Source organism: Coleofasciculus sp. E2-BRE-01 (genome assembly GCF_040221695.1).
Lineage (GTDB): Bacteria > Cyanobacteriota > Cyanobacteriia > Cyanobacteriales > Coleofasciculaceae > Coleofasciculus.
In genome coordinates this window covers 1-18994 of sequence record NZ_JAVKEA010000094.1, presented here as the reverse complement: position 1 = coordinate 18994, position 18994 = coordinate 1, and the positions used below count along the sequence as shown (strand labels likewise).

General features: G+C 45.9%; 9 protein-coding genes. 6 read left to right on the top strand and 3 right to left on the bottom strand.

Annotation, left to right across the window (positions count from 1 at the left end; all coding sequences use genetic code 11):
• Positions 1 to 375: 375 nt before the first annotated feature.
• The gene (locus RIG66_RS11610) at positions 376 to 5121 is read right to left on the bottom strand and encodes a hypothetical protein (protein ID WP_446378156.1); all 4746 of its coding nucleotides are present in this window, start codon (positions 5119 to 5121) and stop codon (positions 376 to 378) included.
• Between the two features lie 2183 nt (positions 5122 to 7304).
• Positions 7305 to 7685, bottom strand: coding sequence for a DNA sulfur modification protein DndE (dndE, locus tag RIG66_RS11605; protein ID WP_446378154.1), 381 nt, complete (start codon positions 7683 to 7685; stop codon positions 7305 to 7307).
• A 969-nt stretch (positions 7686 to 8654) separates the two neighbouring features.
• On the opposite strand from dndE, the gene RIG66_RS11600 reads away from it, so the two are divergent.
• The 4 genes from RIG66_RS11600 (at position 8655) to rsgA (ending at position 15641) form a co-directional block, all read left to right on the top strand.
• A complete protein-coding gene (locus RIG66_RS11600) occupies positions 8655 to 10205 on the top strand; it encodes a glycosyltransferase family 39 protein (RefSeq protein WP_446378152.1) in 1551 nt (516 codons plus the stop codon).
• A gap of 281 nt (positions 10206 to 10486) precedes the next feature.
• Positions 10487 to 11317, top strand: a complete 831-nt coding sequence (locus tag RIG66_RS11595; protein WP_446378150.1) for a prepilin peptidase — start codon at positions 10487 to 10489, stop codon at positions 11315 to 11317.
• A 202-nt stretch (positions 11318 to 11519) separates the two neighbouring features.
• Positions 11520 to 14306, top strand: a complete 2787-nt coding sequence (locus tag RIG66_RS11590) for a GAF domain-containing protein (RefSeq protein ID WP_446378148.1) — start codon at positions 11520 to 11522, stop codon at positions 14304 to 14306.
• A gap of 273 nt (positions 14307 to 14579) precedes the next feature.
• Positions 14580 to 15641, top strand: coding sequence for a ribosome small subunit-dependent GTPase A (gene rsgA, locus RIG66_RS11585; RefSeq protein WP_446378146.1), 1062 nt, complete (start codon positions 14580 to 14582; stop codon positions 15639 to 15641).
• 114 nt (positions 15642 to 15755) lie between these two features.
• On the opposite strand, the gene RIG66_RS11580 is transcribed toward rsgA, so the two are convergent.
• The gene (locus RIG66_RS11580; RefSeq protein WP_446378144.1) at positions 15756 to 16397 is read right to left on the bottom strand and encodes a hypothetical protein; all 642 of its coding nucleotides are present in this window, start codon (positions 16395 to 16397) and stop codon (positions 15756 to 15758) included.
• A gap of 559 nt (positions 16398 to 16956) precedes the next feature.
• Here RIG66_RS11580 and RIG66_RS11575 point away from each other — a divergent pair.
• Entirely contained in the window at positions 16957 to 17409 is a 453-nt protein-coding gene (locus RIG66_RS11575) for a beta-lactamase hydrolase domain-containing protein (protein WP_446378142.1), read from the top strand.
• A 21-nt stretch (positions 17410 to 17430) separates the two neighbouring features.
• Positions 17431 to 18825 carry an MBL fold metallo-hydrolase gene (locus RIG66_RS11570; protein WP_446378140.1) on the top strand — a complete coding sequence of 465 codons (1395 nt, stop codon included), beginning with the start codon at positions 17431 to 17433 and terminating at the stop codon, positions 18823 to 18825.
• The last annotated feature ends 169 nt before the right edge of the window (positions 18826 to 18994 follow it).

Here is an 18994-nt window from a genome sequence, read left to right as displayed (position 1 = left end):
GGGGTTTCTGGCTTCAGTTAATACCAATGGCACGCCTTGCACCCCTACAATTATAATCTACGACAGCATTGTTATTCGGGTTAATTAACCGGACTTGATCTAACAGTTGAAGTTGGGTTTCGACTTCGCTCAACCCAACCTACAAACTGTGTAGGGGCGGGTTTCACTACTATCTTTTCGATTGCCCCCATAAGTGATTAAACCCGCCCCGATTAACATTTATCGTTCCCTGATCTAGCTGTGATTTGACCCAAATCATGGTGCGTTACGGCGATATTCCCATTAATAGGATAATAAATATGAGTTGTTGCGCCTAACGCACCCTACGGTTATACGGTTTTTACAAAGGACAAATGACGAATGACGAATGACCAATCACCACTGTAAATCAGAGATATCTGGTTCTCCTCCCCCAAAGTCTATATCATCTGAAGCCACGGGTAAGGTTTCTAATTTAAACGTAACCGCCTCAATCTGTTTTTTTAGATGAACGATCGCGTCTTCCAATTGTTTCATCGTCGCTTTATCTAGTTGGGAACTGATTTTTTGATTGAGCGCCTCAATCTGACGATTAATGTCTTCGATCGCCTCCTCTCCACCACTGAGATCCACTTCAAAGAGTGCAGCTTGATTCTCGGCGATGGTTTGAGTTAAACTATCAAGCTTTTCCTCGATCGCGGCGATCGCGGCTTCCACCCCACTGAAGTCTAAGTCAGCCAGCATGGGTAGGCTCTCTAGACACAACTCCATCGCATCTAACTGGAAATCAATATCCTTGAGGGCATCATCTTTTTCCTTCTTGGACATGGATTCCGATTCTTCAGTAAATTGCACCAGCGTGGTATAAATCTGCTCACCTAGCTGATTGATCGCCTCTTGCAACTGCTCAATGGCTTGAACTTCCGGTCGTTCATTAAACTGTTGGTTGAAGGCGTCGAGTTGGGTGTGAACCTCGGTAATCGCTTGTTCTAACCCACTCAGATCCAAGTCTGGCGTTGTGGGTAAACTTCCCAAACGAGATGTGATTACGTTGACGTGATCCGTTAACTGAATCAGCGTCATTTTTAATCCCTCAACCGCTTGAGTCGCAGGCTGATTGTGGAACTGTTCGTTCAGGGATTTTAACTTATCGGTTAGCGGTGCGATCGCCTCATTTTCAGGAAGTTGCTGAATTTGTTCCAGTGCGGGGATTGTGGGGATGGGAGGCGGAGGTGCAACAACCTCCTCTTCCACTAAATCGGAAAGGGCGGGTTGAATCGGTGCGGGTTCGGTGGCGGCTGTCCCCGGAAATTGCTCGAAACGCGCCGTTAATTCATCAAGGCGATCATGAACATCAACGATCGCTGATCCGATTTCCATCAAATCGACTCCCGGCGTCGCTGAGGTTTGGTCAAGCTGATTCGTCAGTATCTCCAGTTGTTCAGCCAGTTGACCAATCATAATTTGCGACTGTTCCATCTCCTGGAGTTCTGGACGATTCTGGAACTGTTGCTGGAGTTGGCTTAATTGTTCCGCGAGTTCCGACAGTGCAGCTTCGACTCCGCTTTGATCGGTTTCCGTTGCTGTGGGAGTAGATAATGTATTTACCCGTTCGGTTAAGGTTTCAATCTGATCGGTAATCTCGGCAATGGTTTGTTCCGTCGCACTCCGATCGACTTCTGGCGTTGTCGGTAACTGAGTTAGGCGGGTACTCAGGGTTTGCAGTTGTTCCGTCAGATCCGCGATCGCACGTTGAGATTGCTGGATTTCCTCTAGTTCTGGACGTTCCTGGAATTGTTGCTGGAGTTGACTGACTTGTTCAGTCAGATCAAACAGCGCCGCTTCAACGCTACTCAAATCGTTCTCTGTGGGAGTGGAGAGGGTATTCACCCGTGCGGTTAAGGTTTCAACTTGACCCGTAATCTCACCAATGGTTTGTTCAATTCCCCCCAGATTGATCTCTGGAATAATCGGTAATTGATCCAGGCGAATATTCAGAGTCTCCAGTCGTTGCGTTAGATCAGCGATCGCACGTTGAGATTGCTGGATGTCCTCTAGTTCTGGACGTTCTTGGAACTGCTGCTGGAGTTGGCTAAATTGTTCCGCTAGTTGAGATAGGGAGTCTTCTACCCCACTCAAATCGGTTTCGGTGGGAGTGGAGAGGGTATTCACCCGTTCGGTTAGGGTGTCAATTTGACCTGCAATTTCGGCAATGGTTTGTTCAATCCCACTCAGATCCACCTCTGGAACAGTCGATAACTGATCCAGGCGAGTGCTGAGGGTATCCACTCGTTGAGTTAGGGTGTCAATTTGACCTGCAATTTCGGCAATGGTTTGTTCAATCCCACTCAGATCCACCTCTGGCGTCGTCGGTATCTGAGTTAGGCGGGTACTCAGGGTGTCCAGTTGTTGAGTTAGATCGGCGATCGCGGTTTGAGATTGCTCGATTTCCTCTAGTTCTGGACGAGTCTGGAACTGTTGCTGGAATTGGCTAAATTGGTCAGTGAGTTCTGAAAGCGCGGTTTCAACGCCACTGACATCGGTTTCGGTGGGGGTGGATAGGGTATTTACCTGTGTGGTTAAGCTGTCAAGTTGACGGGTAATCTCAACCAGGGTTTGTTCAGGGAGACTACTCTCACCCTCTGGTGTGGTTGACAACTGATCCAGGCGCGTGGTAAGCGTTTCCAGTTGCTCAGTCAGTTGGGCGATCGCGGTTTGGGATTGCTCGATTTCCTCTAGTTCTGGACGAGTCTGGAACTGTTGCTGGAGTTGGCTAAATTGGTCAGTCAGTTCTGAAAGTGCGGTTTCGATTCCACTCACATCGGTTTCTGGGGGAGTGGATAGGGTATTCACCCGTTCGGTTAAGGTTTCAATCTGATCGGTGATCTCCGCAATGGTTTGTGCGGTGACATTACCATCACCCTCTGGTGCTGTGGATAACTGATCCAGGCGGTTGCTAAGGGTTTCCAGTTCCTGCGTTAGTTGGGCGATCGCACTTTGCGTTTGCTCAAGTTCGGGAAGTTCCGGTCGAGTCTGGAACTGTCGATTCAGGGTGTTAATCTGACTTTGAATTTGACCTAGGGTGTCTTCTGCGTCAAATAGATCGGTGTCTGACGGAGTAGAGAGGGTGTTGACTTGCTGGGTTAAGTTGTCGATTTGTGCGGTAATGTCAGCAATGGCTTGTTCTAACTGACTGACATCGGTTGGGGATGAGGAAAGCTGATCCAGCCGTTGGCTGAGGGTTTCAATTTGATCGGTAATCTCGCCAATGATTTCTCCTACGCCATCTTCTGATGTCGTTGGGAGTTGGTCAAGGCGGCTATTGAGGATAGCAAATTCTTCCGCCAGTTGGGAAATTTCGGTTTGCGATCGCTCAATGGTTTCTAGTTCGGGTCTGGTGGTAAATTGTTGATGGAGTTGACCCAGTTGTTGATTAAAATCAATAATCGCGGTTTCGATTTCACTGAAGTCGGTGGCTTCGGGGGTGGCGGTTACGGGGAGATGATCAACTCGTGCGCTTAATGTCTCCAGTTGTTCGCTGATATCCGCGATCGCGCCTTCTATCCCAAGCAAATCGGTGTCGGGAATTGGGGAGAGGGTGTTAACTTGAGTGGTTAAGGTGTCCAGTTGATGGGTAATTTCGGCGATCGCGGTTGACTCTTCTCCGGGTGCGGTGGGAAGCTGTTCTAGGCGCTGGCTAATGGTTTCCAGTTGTTCGGTTAGGTCTGCGATCGCACGTTGGGATTGCTCAATAATTGGCAGTTCGGGTCGATTCTGGAATTGCTGCTGGATCGTGTTAATTTGACCATGGATTTGCACGATCGCTTCTTCAATTTCGGTGAAGTCGGTTTCGCCGGAGAAGGGGAGGGTATTGACTCGTGCGGTTAAGGTTTCGATTTGACTGGTAATCTGAGCAATAACGGGTTCTAAACCGTTTAAGTTAGCCGCTGGTGCGGTGGGAAGTTGATCCAGGCGCTGGTTGAGGGTTTCGAGTTGTTCACTCAGATCAGTAATGGTTTGCAATTCCGGGCGATTCTGGAACTGTTCTTGGAGTTGGCTAAATTCCTCGGTGAGTTCTGAAAGTGCGGCGTCTACTCCGGTGAGATCCGTGTCGCTGGCGCTGGGTAGGGTGTTAACCTGAGTGGTTAAGGTGTCAACTTGACTGGTAATTTCGGCGATCGCACTTTCGACGCTGATTAAGTCAGTTAGGGGTGCGGTGGGTAACTCATCTAGGCGATGACTCAGGGTTGCAACGTGATCTCTAAGTTGGGCGATGGTTTGCAGTTCTGGACGAGTCTGGAACTGTTCTTGGAGTTGGCTAAATTCCTCGGTGAGTTCTGAAAGTGCGGCGTCTACTCCAGTGAGATCGGTTTCGGTGGCGCTGGGTAGGGTGTTAACTTGAGTGGTTAAGGTGTCAACTTGGCTAGTAATTTCCGCGATCGCGCCTTCGATCATACTTAAGTCTACCTCGGATGTTGCAGGTAAGTGATCCAGGCGAACTGTAATCGTACCGAGTTGTTCATGGAGTTGGGAAATAGCCGCCTGAGTTTGCTCAATATCCTCAAGTTCGGGACGACTATGGAATTGTTGATAGAGTTGGCTAAATTGCTCTGTCAGTTCAAAAATGGCTTGTTCAATGCTACTTAAGTCTACCTCTGGCTCAGTCGGTAGCTGCTCGAACTGAGTATTGAGCCTATTGAACTGTTCGGTCAATTGGGCGACAGTGGTTTGCAACTGTTCAATGGTTTGTAGTTCCGGGCGAGTATTAAAGGTTTGAGTCAGTTGGGTGAATTGCTCGGTTAATTCACTTAGGGAGGCTTTTAAGTCCTCTATCGCCGTTTTTTCGGGTCGAGCATTAAATTGTTGGTCTAAGCTATTGAGTTGATTATTCAGCGTGGGGATAGTTTGGACTTGTTGATGCAGCGATTGAATCAGTTGATAGGTTTCCCCGATCGCACTTCTGGTGCTATCCTGTGTCTGCTGTATCGTGTTGCGTCGGTTCAACAGGTTCAGCGCCAGCGCCACGGTTAACGGCGTTGCGGCGTAAGCCACCTGCTGAGATGTCGCCGCTACGACAGTCCCGACAGCAGAGCCAGCCAGGGAAATATATTCAAAGATTTCTAGCAATGATTTTTGAGTCATAGGTTTCTCTATAGTCCGACTACTTATAAATTGAACGGTAAGCTGTGATCACCGTCGTAGATTCCCCTAAATTAATAATTCTTTTTTGACAGGTTTTTTGAGGGTTAAACTAAAATCAGAAAACAGGAATAGACCTATCGTGCCATTGACGGTGATACGCTATTACTTACCCAAACCTGTTATACCTGTCCGGATTTTTGAGGTAGATCTGTCTTACACCTGTTGAGGAGATGCGGTTCCCTTCGCCGTCTTATTTCTTGGCTAAAAGAATAAGTCATTTCACCGTGACTCAAACAGCTAGCCTGGAATCAAGACACGGCAACGTCTTTCTTCGCTAGAATCAGGATCGAGTTATCACGCTAGTCGAGCGGAGAATTCTCTACTCACCGATAATCTAGTCAACCGATATTCTAAACAACTACAATGGCGATTGCCTACAAGTTCATGGTAACTTTAAGTACCTGGACATAAATTATGTCTGTTGTATTAATAAATGTTAACAAACCTCAAGTTTTTACTATTTCCGGTTCCCGGTTCCCGGTTCTCTAATCTCAATCTTTAACTAATAATTTATTCTTTGTTGAAAGTTAATTCACCAGGAAGACAAGTCGTAATTTGATAGGAGAATAGGAAAAATCCTCAATCATACCGATATTCAGGAGAACATTGCCCATCAAAAGGATAATCGCTCCGAAAGAAAAAGGATTAGGGGTTGACGCGATCGCGAAAATTAGGTACTATTTCATCATGGGAAAATGTGCCGTCCTGTAGACACCTATTAACCGAAACCTGTAGGGTGGGTTAGGTGGTAATCAATTGACCCAAGCAATCCTTTAATTCGCTATCCACCGTAACCCACCAAAATCTGGCTTCATCTCCTTTCTGCACAGATGAACCCCTTCAGATATTCAGATGAACATTGCCAATCAAAGGGATAATCGCCCCGAAATAAAAAGGATTAGGGGTTGACGCGATCGCGAAAATTAGGTACTATTTCATCATGGGAAAATGTGCCGTCCTATAGACCCCTATTAACCGGAACCTGTAGGGTGGGGTAGGTGGTAATCAATTGACCCAACCAATCCTTTAATTAGCTATCCACCGTAACCCACCAAAATATTGGCTTCATCCCCCTTCTTCACAGATGAACCCCTTCAGATATTCAGATGAACATTGCCAATCAAAGGGATAATCGCCCCGAAAGAAAAAGGCTCAGGGCTTGACGCGATCGCAAAATTTAGGTACTATTTCATCATGGGAAAATGTGCCGTCCTATAGACCCCTATTAACCGAAACCTGTAGGGTGGTTTAGGTGGTAATCAATTGACCCAACCAATCCTTTAATTCGCTATCCACCGTAACCCACCAAAATCTTGGCTTCATCTCCTTTCTTCACAGATGAACCCCAAACGATATTCAGGTGAACATTGTCCATCAAAGGGATAATCGCCCTGAAAGAAAAAGGATTAGGGCTTGACGCGATCGCAAAATTTAGGTACTATTTCATCATGGGAAAATGTGCCGTCCTATAGACCCCTATTAACCGGAACCTGTAGGGTGGGTTAGGTGGTAATCAATTGACCCAACCAATCCTTTAATTCGCTATCCACCGTAACCCACCAAAATCCTGTATTCATCTCCTTTCTTCACAGATGAACCCCTTCAGATATTCAGATGAACATTGCCAATCAAAGGGATAATCGCCCCGAAAGAAAAAGGATTAGGGCTTGACGCGATCGCAAATTTTAGGTACTATTTCATCATGGAAAAATGTGCCGACCTATAGACCCCTATTAACCGGAACCTGTAGGGTGGGTTAGGTGGTAATCAATTGACCCAACTAATCCTTTATATTCGCTATCCACCGTAACCCACCAAAATCTTGGCTTCATCCCCCTTCTTCACAGATGAACCCCAAACGATATTCAGGTGAATATTGCCCATCAAAAGAATAATCGCCTCGAAAGAAAAAGGATTAGGGGTTGACGCGATCGCGAAAATTAGGTACTATTTCATCATGGGAAAATGTGCCGACCTATAGACTCCTATTAACCGTAACCTGTAACTCGCCCCTACAGAGTTAACAAACACAGAACACATCACACATAACGTCCATAACGTCATCGAAAATAACCAGACATGTATGATGGAAGCGGTGTAGAGAGGTGAATAACCAAGAACATTTATTCCTTATTCGCAATTTCAATAAAATCTTCAATCGTCTTAATTGTGGGATCACCCGCTAAATACCCAATCCCCCGATGGAGATGAAGGCGAAATTGAGTGGTAAGAGTATCCTTATCACACCCTAAACCATCATTATGACAGCGTTGTTTCAGCGCCATTAACAAAATATCAGCCAATTCGCCACCAAACACCCGCCATGTCATTTCCACATTCGAGTCAGCCGGAATAGGGACAGGTGAAGGTTGAGTCGGTTCCGCCAGGGAACGGCAAAACGCCCAACGGCAAAGAATATTCCACTGATCAATTTTAGTGTAGCGTTTGAGTTTGGTTAGTTGGTCTTTGGCTGATTTTGAAAGTTTAAAGCGTTCAATTTCCATTTTTCAGGGAACAGGGAATAGGTAACAGGGGAACACCTCGACTTCGCTCGGTGTGTCACAGGGGACAATTCATCATATCAAAATGACCACCGCCATTCCATTCACCTCAAATGATATGACTACAGGCGATCGCTCTCTTGGCAATAACCACGATTCACAACATACCCCGTTACTCTTTCTGCTTCGCTACTGACATATCTGTAGCTTGACTCAACATCGTTTTGGCTCAACTTGTCAAGTTTTGATAATTTAAACTATTCCTTCCTTCCAAAAAGGTTTGAATTTTCAAATCAGAGTCTTGTCTCAACAAAACGTCATAATTGCTCGTTTTTGACCCCTTTTCCCGAATAATCTACGAACCGAATAATCTACGAATTTTCAGGGGTTACGGCGATTGTGAGACAATTGTGCGGTTTTCAGGTATAGTATTTATGGTGGGTTTTTTGTAAGTTTTAATCATCTAGACAAACCTAAAACCCTTAAATTCTAGTAAAACTTTGTATAATTTCTAGTTTTCGCCTCACTGTTAATGTTCCCTTAGACGCATGTATTTTTTTAAACTTACGATAAAAATCATGATCAAGACTTGACAAAAACACAGATTACACAGACGCAATAGCACAGATAGAACAGCAAATAGTGAAGCACACAGATTGACACAGACGAGGAAATAGTCCTCCCACAAGCTAATCATTTTTTATCCGGGGGCAATCATCTTTTCATCCTTAGTCCCATGGAGAGCTAACACCTCTACCTCTGTGAAATCAGTGGGAATAACCTGCCAAGTTCCCACCACTACCTGTTATCCTTACTCAGCGAAATCAGTGTTATCAAATATCCGATAAAAATTTTCTTTGAATAAAGGAATTATGCCAATTAAGGTTAGGGTATGAGGAAATAATTTCAGACTTGGATGAAAACGGCACGCCTGATTAATCCTATAATAAGGCGCGTGGGTGAGATTGATGAATGATGTTAAAAAAATTACCGTTAAGTCCAACCGGATGGCGAAATTTACTGATTGCCGTAATCGTACTGGGGATAGTTTTCCGCTTCTATAACCTCGATCGCAAGGTTTACTGGTACGATGAGACAATGACCTCGATGCGAATCTCTGGATATACCCAAACCGAAGTTATCCAGCAGGCGTTCGACGGTGAGGTGATTCCAGTTGCAGCCTTCTTAGAGCGGTATCAGTATCCCACACCAGAAAAAGATCTCAATGACACGATTAACGCCTTAGCCGGGAATCCCGAACATTCGCCCCTCTATTATCTAATGGCACGGTTCTGGTTGCAACGCTTTGGTCATTCAGTTGTCACCATTCGCTTCTTATCCGTGTTAATCAGTTTTATGGCATTTCCTTGTATGTACTGGTTATGTTGGGAACTGTTTGGATTATCGACAGTAAGTTGGGTGGGTGTTGCGATTCTAGCGATTTCCCCGTTCCATGTCTTGTACGCCCAAGAAGCACGAGAATATAGTTTGTGGACAGTAACTATTCTATTATCAAGTGCGGCATTATTGCGAGCCATGCGCTTAAAAACCTTACCCAGTTGGGGAATTTACGGAGTAACTGTGGCGCTGGGACTTTATACTCATCCCTTTTCCGCCTTCGTGTCTATTGGACATGGTATTTATGTTTTAGTCACTGAAGGATTTCGCTGGAGTCGCAAACTAACGAAGTATTTAGTATCCTCTCTATTCGGGCTACTCCTATTTTTACCCTGGCTAGGGATTGTGATTAGCCATTTTTCCAAATTCGTAGACAATACCGCCTCGGTTAACTTGAACCGAGAAGGATTTTTACCCTTATTTTGGGGATTAAATCTGAGTCGAATCTTCTTTGATGTGAATCAAGGAACCAGCCCATTGAGTCCACTGCATTATCTGAGTGCTTTATTAGCAGGTTATGCATTATACTACCTTTACCGCAAAGCCCCCCTCAACGCTTGGGTATTTATTATCACCTTAATTGGTGTTACCGGAATGGCGCTGATTGGACCCGATGTCATTTTAGGGGGGCGTCGTTCTAGTATTACCCGATACGCCATTCCCAGTTATTTAGGAATTCAGATAGCAGTAGCGTACTTGATGACCGCCCAAACTACCGCAATCAACGGCAAGACAAGGTATCTAAAGCGCTGGCAATACGGCGCGATCGCACTCTTGTTTTGTGGTATTGTCTCCTGTATCGTCAGCGCTCAATTTCCGGTGTGGTGGCACAAAAGTCATAGTAAAAGTCGATATAATCCCCAAGTGGCTGAAATTGTCAATCAAGCCAAAAATCCCCTCGTGGTTAGTGATAAAATTCCGGGAATTATGTTTTCTCTCAGTCATTCCCTGAATCCAGACGTTCATCTCCAGATGGTTCTACCCCCTGGAAATCCCCAAATTCCAGATACCTTTTCCCCCATCTTTGTCTATCGACCCACGGAAACCTTGAAACAAGGAATTCAAACCAATCATAAATTAACCGAAGAACCCAACTCCAAATCCTGGTTATGGAGAGTAGAATAGTTTGTTTGTAGTTGCGCTTGTAGTTGCGCTTTAGCGCCCTAATCCTTTGCCTCACTCCCTCAAAGTCTAGCCAAAAAATATTATCAGTTAAATCGTACCAACTTAAGACGAATGGCACTGACTTTAGAGTTTGTAGTAAGCGCTTTAGCGCTTCTGGCACGCTTCTTGCCTACTACGAACCCAGCTTAAGTCAGTGATATTCAACTTAAAGCTAGTAAACAATGCCTAACGTCCAACTCGTTGGGTGTCGTTCCTCCACCCAACCTACAACGTGATTCACCATGGATACTTTAATTATCATCATCACCGCTTTAATCGTATTTGCCCTCGGCGCATCTATCGGCAGCTTTCTCAACGTCGTTGTTTATCGTCTACCCGCCAACTTATCCATACTTTTCCCTCCCTCCCGTTGCCCGCATTGCTTACACAAACTCGGCAAACGAGAGAACATCCCCATCCTCGGTTGGTTGTGGTTAAAAGGGCGCTGTCGTCATTGTCGTAGTCGCATCTCTTGGCGTTATCCCCTAGTTGAAGCCATCACCGGACTATTATTTTTATTAGTTTTTCTACACTATAGTTTAAGCCTAGAAACCTTTGGCTATTGGGCATTTTTAAGCTGGTTATTAGCCCTATCCTTAATTGATCTCGATACCATGACACTCCCCAACTCCCTCACCCAATCCGGATTAGTTGCAGGTATACTCTTTCAAGGCGCATTCGCTTTTTTCCAAACCGCTCAACTTTCTGATATATCGGCTCAACTCATGACCGGAATTGGCGGTGCAGTGTTGGGAATTTGGTTATTTGACATCATCACCCTAGTCGGTTCTATCGTCTTTGGGCAAACCGCCATGGGCGGAGGGGATGCCAAATTAGCGGCGATGATGGGGGCTTGGTTGGGATGGAAGTATTTACTATTAGCTGGATTTTTAGCCTGTGCAGTCGGCGCATTTGCTGGCGGCGGTGCCATGGCGATGGGTTGGCTGAATCGGCGACAACCAATGCCCTTTGGACCATTTTTGGCGTTAGGTGCAGGATTGACGGTTTTTTGGGGAGAAGCTATTCTGTCAGCTTATCTGCGGTTATTTTTTCCCTTATCATTTGCCGTTTAAGAAGTAGGGCTTGCTGAATAAGTATGGGAATAGGGAACACCTCGACTTACCTCGACTTCGCTCGGTAACACGCTCGGTGTGTCACAGGGAACAGTAATGATTTGTCCCGTTTTCCGGATGGAGAAAGAGTAGAGTATAAATAACGGCATAATCATTGAATCTACCATTTTAATAATCGTTCCTAAGAGTCTTTTCTCATCCCATGGTATTGGCAGAATTTTTCATTCCCCACGGACATTGCTACCTCTGGAAGCCAGAATTAGTGGGGTTACACCTAATCTCTGACTTTCTCACCGCATTGGCATATTACTCCATTCCCCTAACGCTAACCTATTTTGTCACCAAGAGAAGCGATGTCCCATTTAACTGGATTTTCTGGTTATTTAGTGGGTTCATCATTGCCTGTGGTACGACCCATATTATGGAAATCTGGACACTGTGGCATCCAAATTACTGGTTATCCGGTTGGATAAAAGCCGTGACTGCCCTAATTTCCGTAGTAACCGCCGGGGAACTCATCAGACTACTTCCCCAAGCCCTGACAATCCCCAGCACCGCCCAACTCGAAGCCGAAATTAAGAAACGTCAAAAAGCCCAAGCGGAACTCTGGCAGGAAAAAACCCATCTTGCCCAAGCTCAAAGCGTTGCCCATGTGGGAAGCTGGGAATTCGATTTAGCCACCCAAAACATTACTTGGTCGGATGAAACCTTCCGCATTTATGGACTCTCTCCAGGACAACCCACACCTACCCTATCGGAACATCGACAAAAAATTCATACCAATGATAGAAAAGCTTGGAAAAAAACAGTTCACCAACTCGTTCGGGGGAAATCCTGCCAACTAGAGTTTCGTATCCTGCGCCCTGATGGGTTTATCCGCCATCTTTTCGCCCAAGGAGAACCGATTTTCAATGCCCAAGGTCAGGTGCATAAACTATTCGGTACTCTACTAGATATCAGCGATCGCGTCGCAGCGCAACAACGGGAACGATTATTCGGGGCAATTGCCTTACGGATTCACCAGTCTTTAGAACTGGATGAAATTCTTGACACCACCGTCACCGAGGTGCGACAGTTCCTAGAAACAGACCGAGTATTAATTTACCGCTTCAATCCACACTGGAGTGGGCAGATTGTCGTCGAGTCAGTGGGGGAACCCTGGACAGCCGTTCTCAACACCACCCTCCATGACCCCTGTTTTGGCAAAGACTATGCTCAACTCTATCAGCAAGGTCGAGTTAGTGCGATCGCTAATATATATACCGCAGGTTTACAGCCTTGTCATCTGAAGTTACTTACACCCTTCCAAGTCATCGCCAACTTAGTCGTACCCATTATTTTAGGTGACAAACTCTGGGGATTATTAATCGTCCATCACTGTCGTAGTCAACGGCACTGGCAATCCTACGAAATCGAGCTATTACAGCAATTAGCCACCCAAGTCGCGATCGCACTCCAACAATCAGAACTCTATTCTAAAGTACAGGCGGAACTGATCGAGCGGCAACGGATAGAGAAAGAGCTACGAGTCAGCGAACAACGATATCGTTCCGTCGTCACCGCCATGTCTGAGGGAATTATCCTTCAGCAAGCCGACGGTCAGATTATTGCTTGTAATCTCAGTACTGAAAACATTTTAGGACGTTCTGCTCAACAGATACTCGGACAAATCGGGATAAACTGGGGGGGACAAATCATTCAGGAAGATGGTTCTCCCTTCCCCAGCCAAAACCATCCCGCGATGGTAACCTTACGCACAGGAAAGCCCCAAGTAAGAGTAATTATGGGAATTTCCCCACCCGAAGCATCACTCCTACCTTGTCCAGTGAACGACTCACCTGTTGCTGGAAACAAGGTAAAAAGCGGAGGGCTGAAATTACGACAGAAGGAGCAAATATGCCAAGAACAAAGACATGATATCACCTGGATTAGCATGAATTCTCAACCTCTGTTTAATCCCGGAGACAGCCAACCCTACGCCGTTGTCACCTCATTTTCCGACATCACCGAGAGCAAACGTTCCCAAGAAGCCTTGCACTTAATCACTCAGCAAGAACGAGAAAGAGCCTTGCAACTCGAACAAGCCTTGCAAGAACTTCAACGCACCCAAGCCCAACTGGTACAAAATGAAAAAATGGTTAGTTTGGGGCAACTCGTGGCAGGGGTGGCACACGAAATCAACAACCCCACTAGCTTCATCTACGGCAACATCACTCCCGCCTCTGACTATACTCAAGACTTACTGCACCTAGTCCAACTCTATGGCAAACACTATCCCGAACCCGTTGCCGAGATTGCCGAATACATCGATTATATTGACCTAGACTTTATTGCCACCGATTTCCCCAAACTTCTCGCCTCAATGCAAGAAGGCGCTCGCCGCATCAGTGAAATTGTCCAATCCTTACGCCACTTTTCCCGACTTGATGAAGCTAAGTGTAAGCAGGTGAATCTTCATCAAGGCATCGATAGCACTCTGCTAATTTTAAAACATCGACTGACCCAAAAAGGAAATCGTCCTCCGATTCAACTGGTTAAAGACTATGGTCAACTGCCGTTAGTCAAATGTTATCCGGGTCAACTCAATCAAGTGTTTATGAATATTCTAAGCAATGCCATTGATGCCCTTGACGAAGCTCATAATCCTGCCTATTTATCAGGACTACCTTCAGCCAACAGAGGAAATAGCAATCACCTATCCCCAATAAATCATCACCCCTCACCGATGATTTGGATTCACACAGAATTCGTTGAACCCAATTCGGTAATTATTCGTATTGCTGACAACGGCGCTGGCATCAAGGCAGAGGTTCAATCTCGAATATTTGACCCGTTCTTTACGACCAAACCCGTCGGTCAAGGAACTGGTTTAGGATTGTCGATTAGCTATCAGATTGTTGTAGATAAACACGGGGGACAGCTTCAATGTCATTCCCATCATCCTCAAGGAACAGAGTTTGTAATTAAGCTACCTGTTACTAAGTCATAATGACTTAGTAATCTCACCCGTTTCTACTCGGCTGAATCAGGTGCAAAATCTGAGATAACTGTAGTTTTTTTGTAGTATAATACATAAATCTGTAATCGGGAAATACCCAGAAGGATAACTCTATGTCTGAGCTTGTAACCATTTCAACCCCCATCACACAACTCAAGGCAACCACAGAGGGTTTGACGCGATCGCGTCGTTTCTCAGGCTAACGAACGTCAAAAGTCCTCTGTGCGCCTTGCTCAAATCAAGCAACAGACACTGAGGAAATCAATGAATTTAGACTCATTAGGCTGGAGTGAATTTTTTGCTAACAGCCTCAATCCCCAATGGCAAGAAGGCTACACCATTGGTCGAATTGCCCTAGAGTACAAAAATACTTATCGTCTCTACACCGAACAAGGCGAACTCTCAGCAAAAGTTATCGGCAAACTGCGCTACCAAGCAACTGGACGCCAGGACTTTCCGGCTGTAGGAGATTGGGTGGTGATTCGCCTCACCAATGAAGGTAAACAGGCGATAATTCATGGCATTTTACCCCGGAAAAGTCAATTTTCGAGGAAAACCGTTGGCACAAAAACCGACGTCCAAATTATTGCCACGAATATCGATACGATATTTTTGGTCTCTGGTTTGGATGAGGATTTTAATCTGCGGCGCATTGAACGCTACCTGCTTCTGGTGTGGGAAAGCGGCGCGAATCCTGTAATTGTCCTCAATAAAGCGGATTTAGGCGAGGATATTGCTGAAAAGCGAGAGGCTGTTGAAGCGATCGCTTTTGGTGTACCTGTGATTATTTTAAGTGCGGTCAAAAATCAGGGATTAGAAGCCCTAACACCTTACCTAAAACCCGGACAAACTATTGCTTTACTCGGCTCCTCAGGCGTCGGCAAATCGACGTTGGTGAACCAGTTAATCGGTCAAGTCGTGCAAGCGGTTGGAGAAGTCCGTTCAGGCGATTGCAAAGGGCGACATACCACCACCCATCGCCAATTGATTCCCCTGCCTTCAGGAGGTTTGCTGATCGATACTCCAGGGATGCGGGAACTTCAGATCTGGGCAGACGAGGGAAGTTTAGCCGATACCTTTACCGATATCGACACCTTAGCCCAGCACTGTCGTTTTCGCAATTGTAAACACCAAGACGAACCCGGTTGTGCTGTGCAACAAGCCTTGGAAAATGGCACCCTTGATGATCAGCGTTTCCTGAATTATCAAAAACTGCAAAAAGAACTTCACTATTTAGCCAGGAAACAAGACCAAAAAGCCTCCTTAGCCGAGAAGGAAAAGTGGAAAAAAATCACTAAAGCCCTGAGGAATCAACACAAACACTGATGCCAAATCGCAGAACATCATAGCGCCCATTTAGGGGCGGGTTTGACAACTATCGCTTCTGGTTTACCCAGATGCGACTAAACCCGCCCCGACTTTCCTTAATGCAACTCGGCATTAATTCTGGGGCAATTGTCTCCGACTCCAAACCGGAACCCCATTTTCATTCCTTAACCTCAGGACTTGGTTTCCTTTTTGGACTTGAGCCGCAATCATGGCGGGGTTTCCTGCCATATTGACTCGGGAACCTTGAACCTGAATTCGGTCATTTGGTTCAATGGTCATCCTTTGGTTTTGCCAATACCAAGCTGGACCTAAATGGACAGAAACGGTTTCATTACCCGTTCTCATCTGCATACGCATACCCTGAGACTGTCCGCGATTGGAGGTGAATCGGTCTACGCTAACTACTTCACCCGTGATAGTTTCCACGCTATCTGGGTTATACATTCGGTTGCCCAAACCTCGGTGTCCCTGTCGCCCTCGTCCATGCCCCCAACGTCCTCGACCTGAGTTTCCATGTCCATGTCCATGTCCATGTCCATGTCCCCAGCGTCCTCGACCTCTAGGTGTATCGGGAGGCGATTGGGCAAGCTCTTGATTGGTGTTCGCTGTGATTCCAGCATTCTGGTTAGAGAGGAGAGTCGATGCCTCTGTTGGTTTTTCGCCCCACAAGGGACTGGTTCCGAGTGCCAACAGGGTTGAACCCGCAATCACTACTGCTCCAATAACGGCTTTATTGGGTAGGTTGATATTCATTTTTCGTCCTCTTGAGTCTGCTCAGAGGGTATTTGACAAGTTCTGTTTCTATGGTGTCATTGCTTAAATGAACATATCCGCCACGCTTCAAATTTGGGTTTGGCGTTAATTCAAACACCCTCTCTTTTCAGGCTAACACTTTCAGATAATTTCTACATTAAATTCCGCGTCAAGAAAAAATAGATCACTCTATTGACAATAATTTCTGCTAGTATCATGAGCGAGGTAACGTTTAGCTGAAGTCGCCTGTTAACTCACAGCCGAAGCGTCTAATAAAATAGCCTAATCTCAGAATTACAACTATCGTTAGACAGAAACAAATCTCCTTCTCAGGTTAGATGAATTATGCCAATTTTCAGCAAAGACTATGAATGGACTATAAATAGCCGACCTAAGAATAAATTGGGGTGTCTAATGTGACATTGAATGGGGACACCTAGGATGAAATCTCTGCAAGTCTGATCAAGAAGTTCTTTGGGGATATCGATCCTGAATTAATGTGTTTATTTATACCCATTTCAATTAGACTATCGGCATTTTAACAAGGAGTTAGACGTTCATGGAAAACGCTAAAAAGATCAACGATACCTTAACCGTAGCCACCAATCAGGTGACGCCGGAGCAATTGCAACAAGCGGCTCAAGAGGGGGTAAAATCGGTATTGAATCTGCGATCGCCTGGGGAAGAGGGGTTCGCTAGCGATGAAAAGCAGCAAGCCGCCGCCGCCGGATTGCACTATGTCAATATCCCCGTTAAACCCGACGCCCTAACAGAGGAACTGGCAAGCCAAGTTCTCCAACAAATCGAGGAACTGCCCAAGCCAGCCGTGATTCACTGCAAGAGTGGGTTACGTTCGGGGATGATGGCATTAATGTATGTGGCAACTCGCGAGGGAATGACCGCAGAACAAGCCATGGAAAAAGGGAAAAGCATGGGTTTTGATTGTGAGAAATCCCCTCAAATGAAAGAATTTTTCAAAAATTATATTTCACAGCATTCCTCAGCGAGTTAATATTTGACCGGAGCAAGAATCATGGCATTAGTTTTAGAACAAATTAACACCGAAGGATTGGCACAGCTATCCTATATAGTGGGGGATGACAAAGCGGGTGTAGCCGCCGTTATCGATCCGCGTCGCGACGTCGATATCTATTTGCAAATCGCGCGATCGCGGGGTGTGAGAATTACCCATATTCTGGAAACCCATATCCACGCCGACTTTGTATCCGGCGCATCGGAACTTCAAGCCCGTACTGGTGCAACAATTTACGGCGGGAAGAGTGAAGATTATCAGTTCCAGATACAGCAACTCAGTGAAGGAGACGAATTACAACTGGGTACAGTTACCCTCCGCACCCTGCATACACCGGGACATACACCAGAACATATCTGTGTATTAATTCATGATGCTCAACAGGGGAAAGAACCCTTTGGTGTACTCACAGGAGACACGCTGTTTAATTTGGACGTGGGGCGTCCCGATTTAGTCGGTACAGGAACCGAGAAAAAACAGGCGGCGCACCTGTATCACTCATTATTCGACAAATTAGTCCCATTAGGCGATCGCGTCGAAGTCTATCCCTGTCACGGTGCGGGTTCAGCCTGCGGTAAATCCATAGGCGATCGACGACAGAGTACAATCGGCAATGAACGGATTTTTAGTGACGCCTATAAAGAACGAACCGAAGCCGAATTTGTCGAGTGGATTTTGAGCGATATGCCAGAACCCCCCACTCACTACTCCCGCTTAAAGAAAGTGAACGCAAAAGGCGCACCAATTAAAGGGGGCTTACCTACCTTACAACCCTTATCCCCTCAAGAATTCCAACAGAAGATGGCAGATAAAAATACCATTGTCATCGATACCCGTTCAATGCTAGCATTTGGCGGCGGACATATTCCGGGTGCGATTAACATTGCCCTGCAATCTGCGTTTCCTACCTGGATGGGTTGGATGATTCCACCCGAAAAAACGCTGTTATTAGTCGTAGATAGTGCGCGGGATTTATCACTCGTCACCGAACAATTATTCCGCGTGGGTTACGATAACTTAGCCGGATATCTCCATGATGGGATGAAGAGTTGGCAGAATGCTGGACTACCCTTGCAGCACTTGGGTGAGTGGACGGTGCATGAGTTGAATCAGCACAAGGAAGACTCAAAGCTGACGGTGTTAGATGTGCGAACTGACAAAGAATTTCACAGTGGCTGCATCCCTGGCGCTGAACATATTTATGTTCCCCATCTCGAAGAAAAACTGGATAAGTTAGATAAAAGTAAAACCGTAGCCACTTACTGTGGGAGTGGATATCGGGCGTCTATTGCTGCTAGTTTGCTGCAAAAGCATGGGTTTGAGAATGTCATCAATATTCCCGGTTCATGGAGTGCTTGGAAGAGTGCCGATTTACCCGTTCAACAACCCGCATAAAATTAAGAGTCGGTAAATTTCGTAGGGACACGGCATTGCCCATTGGTGTCAACTTAAGGTGAAAGCTCGGTTGAGCAAGGGTGTCGGGTGTCGGGTGTCGGGTGTCGGGTGTCAGGATGGAATTGTCTGTTGGAGGCGAAAAAACCTCACACCTACCACCATTCACCTC

Excerpts from the sequence above, each read along its gene's own strand:
- RIG66_RS11610 (WP_446378156.1), bottom strand. The coding sequence starts at position 5,121 with ATGACTCAAAAATCATTGCTAGAAATCTTTGAATATATTTCCCTGGCT.
- dndE (WP_446378154.1), bottom strand. The coding sequence starts at position 7,685 with ATGGAAATTGAACGCTTTAAACTTTCAAAATCAGCCAAAGACCAACTA.
- RIG66_RS11600 (WP_446378152.1), top strand. The coding sequence starts at position 8,655 with ATGATGTTAAAAAAATTACCGTTAAGTCCAACCGGATGGCGAAATTTA.
- RIG66_RS11595 (WP_446378150.1), top strand. The coding sequence starts at position 10,487 with ATGGATACTTTAATTATCATCATCACCGCTTTAATCGTATTTGCCCTC.
- RIG66_RS11590 (WP_446378148.1), top strand. The coding sequence starts at position 11,520 with ATGGTATTGGCAGAATTTTTCATTCCCCACGGACATTGCTACCTCTGG.
- rsgA (WP_446378146.1), top strand. The coding sequence starts at position 14,580 with ATGAATTTAGACTCATTAGGCTGGAGTGAATTTTTTGCTAACAGCCTC.
- RIG66_RS11580 (WP_446378144.1), bottom strand. The coding sequence starts at position 16,397 with ATGAATATCAACCTACCCAATAAAGCCGTTATTGGAGCAGTAGTGATT.
- RIG66_RS11575 (WP_446378142.1), top strand. The coding sequence starts at position 16,957 with ATGGAAAACGCTAAAAAGATCAACGATACCTTAACCGTAGCCACCAAT.
- RIG66_RS11570 (WP_446378140.1), top strand. The coding sequence starts at position 17,431 with ATGGCATTAGTTTTAGAACAAATTAACACCGAAGGATTGGCACAGCTA.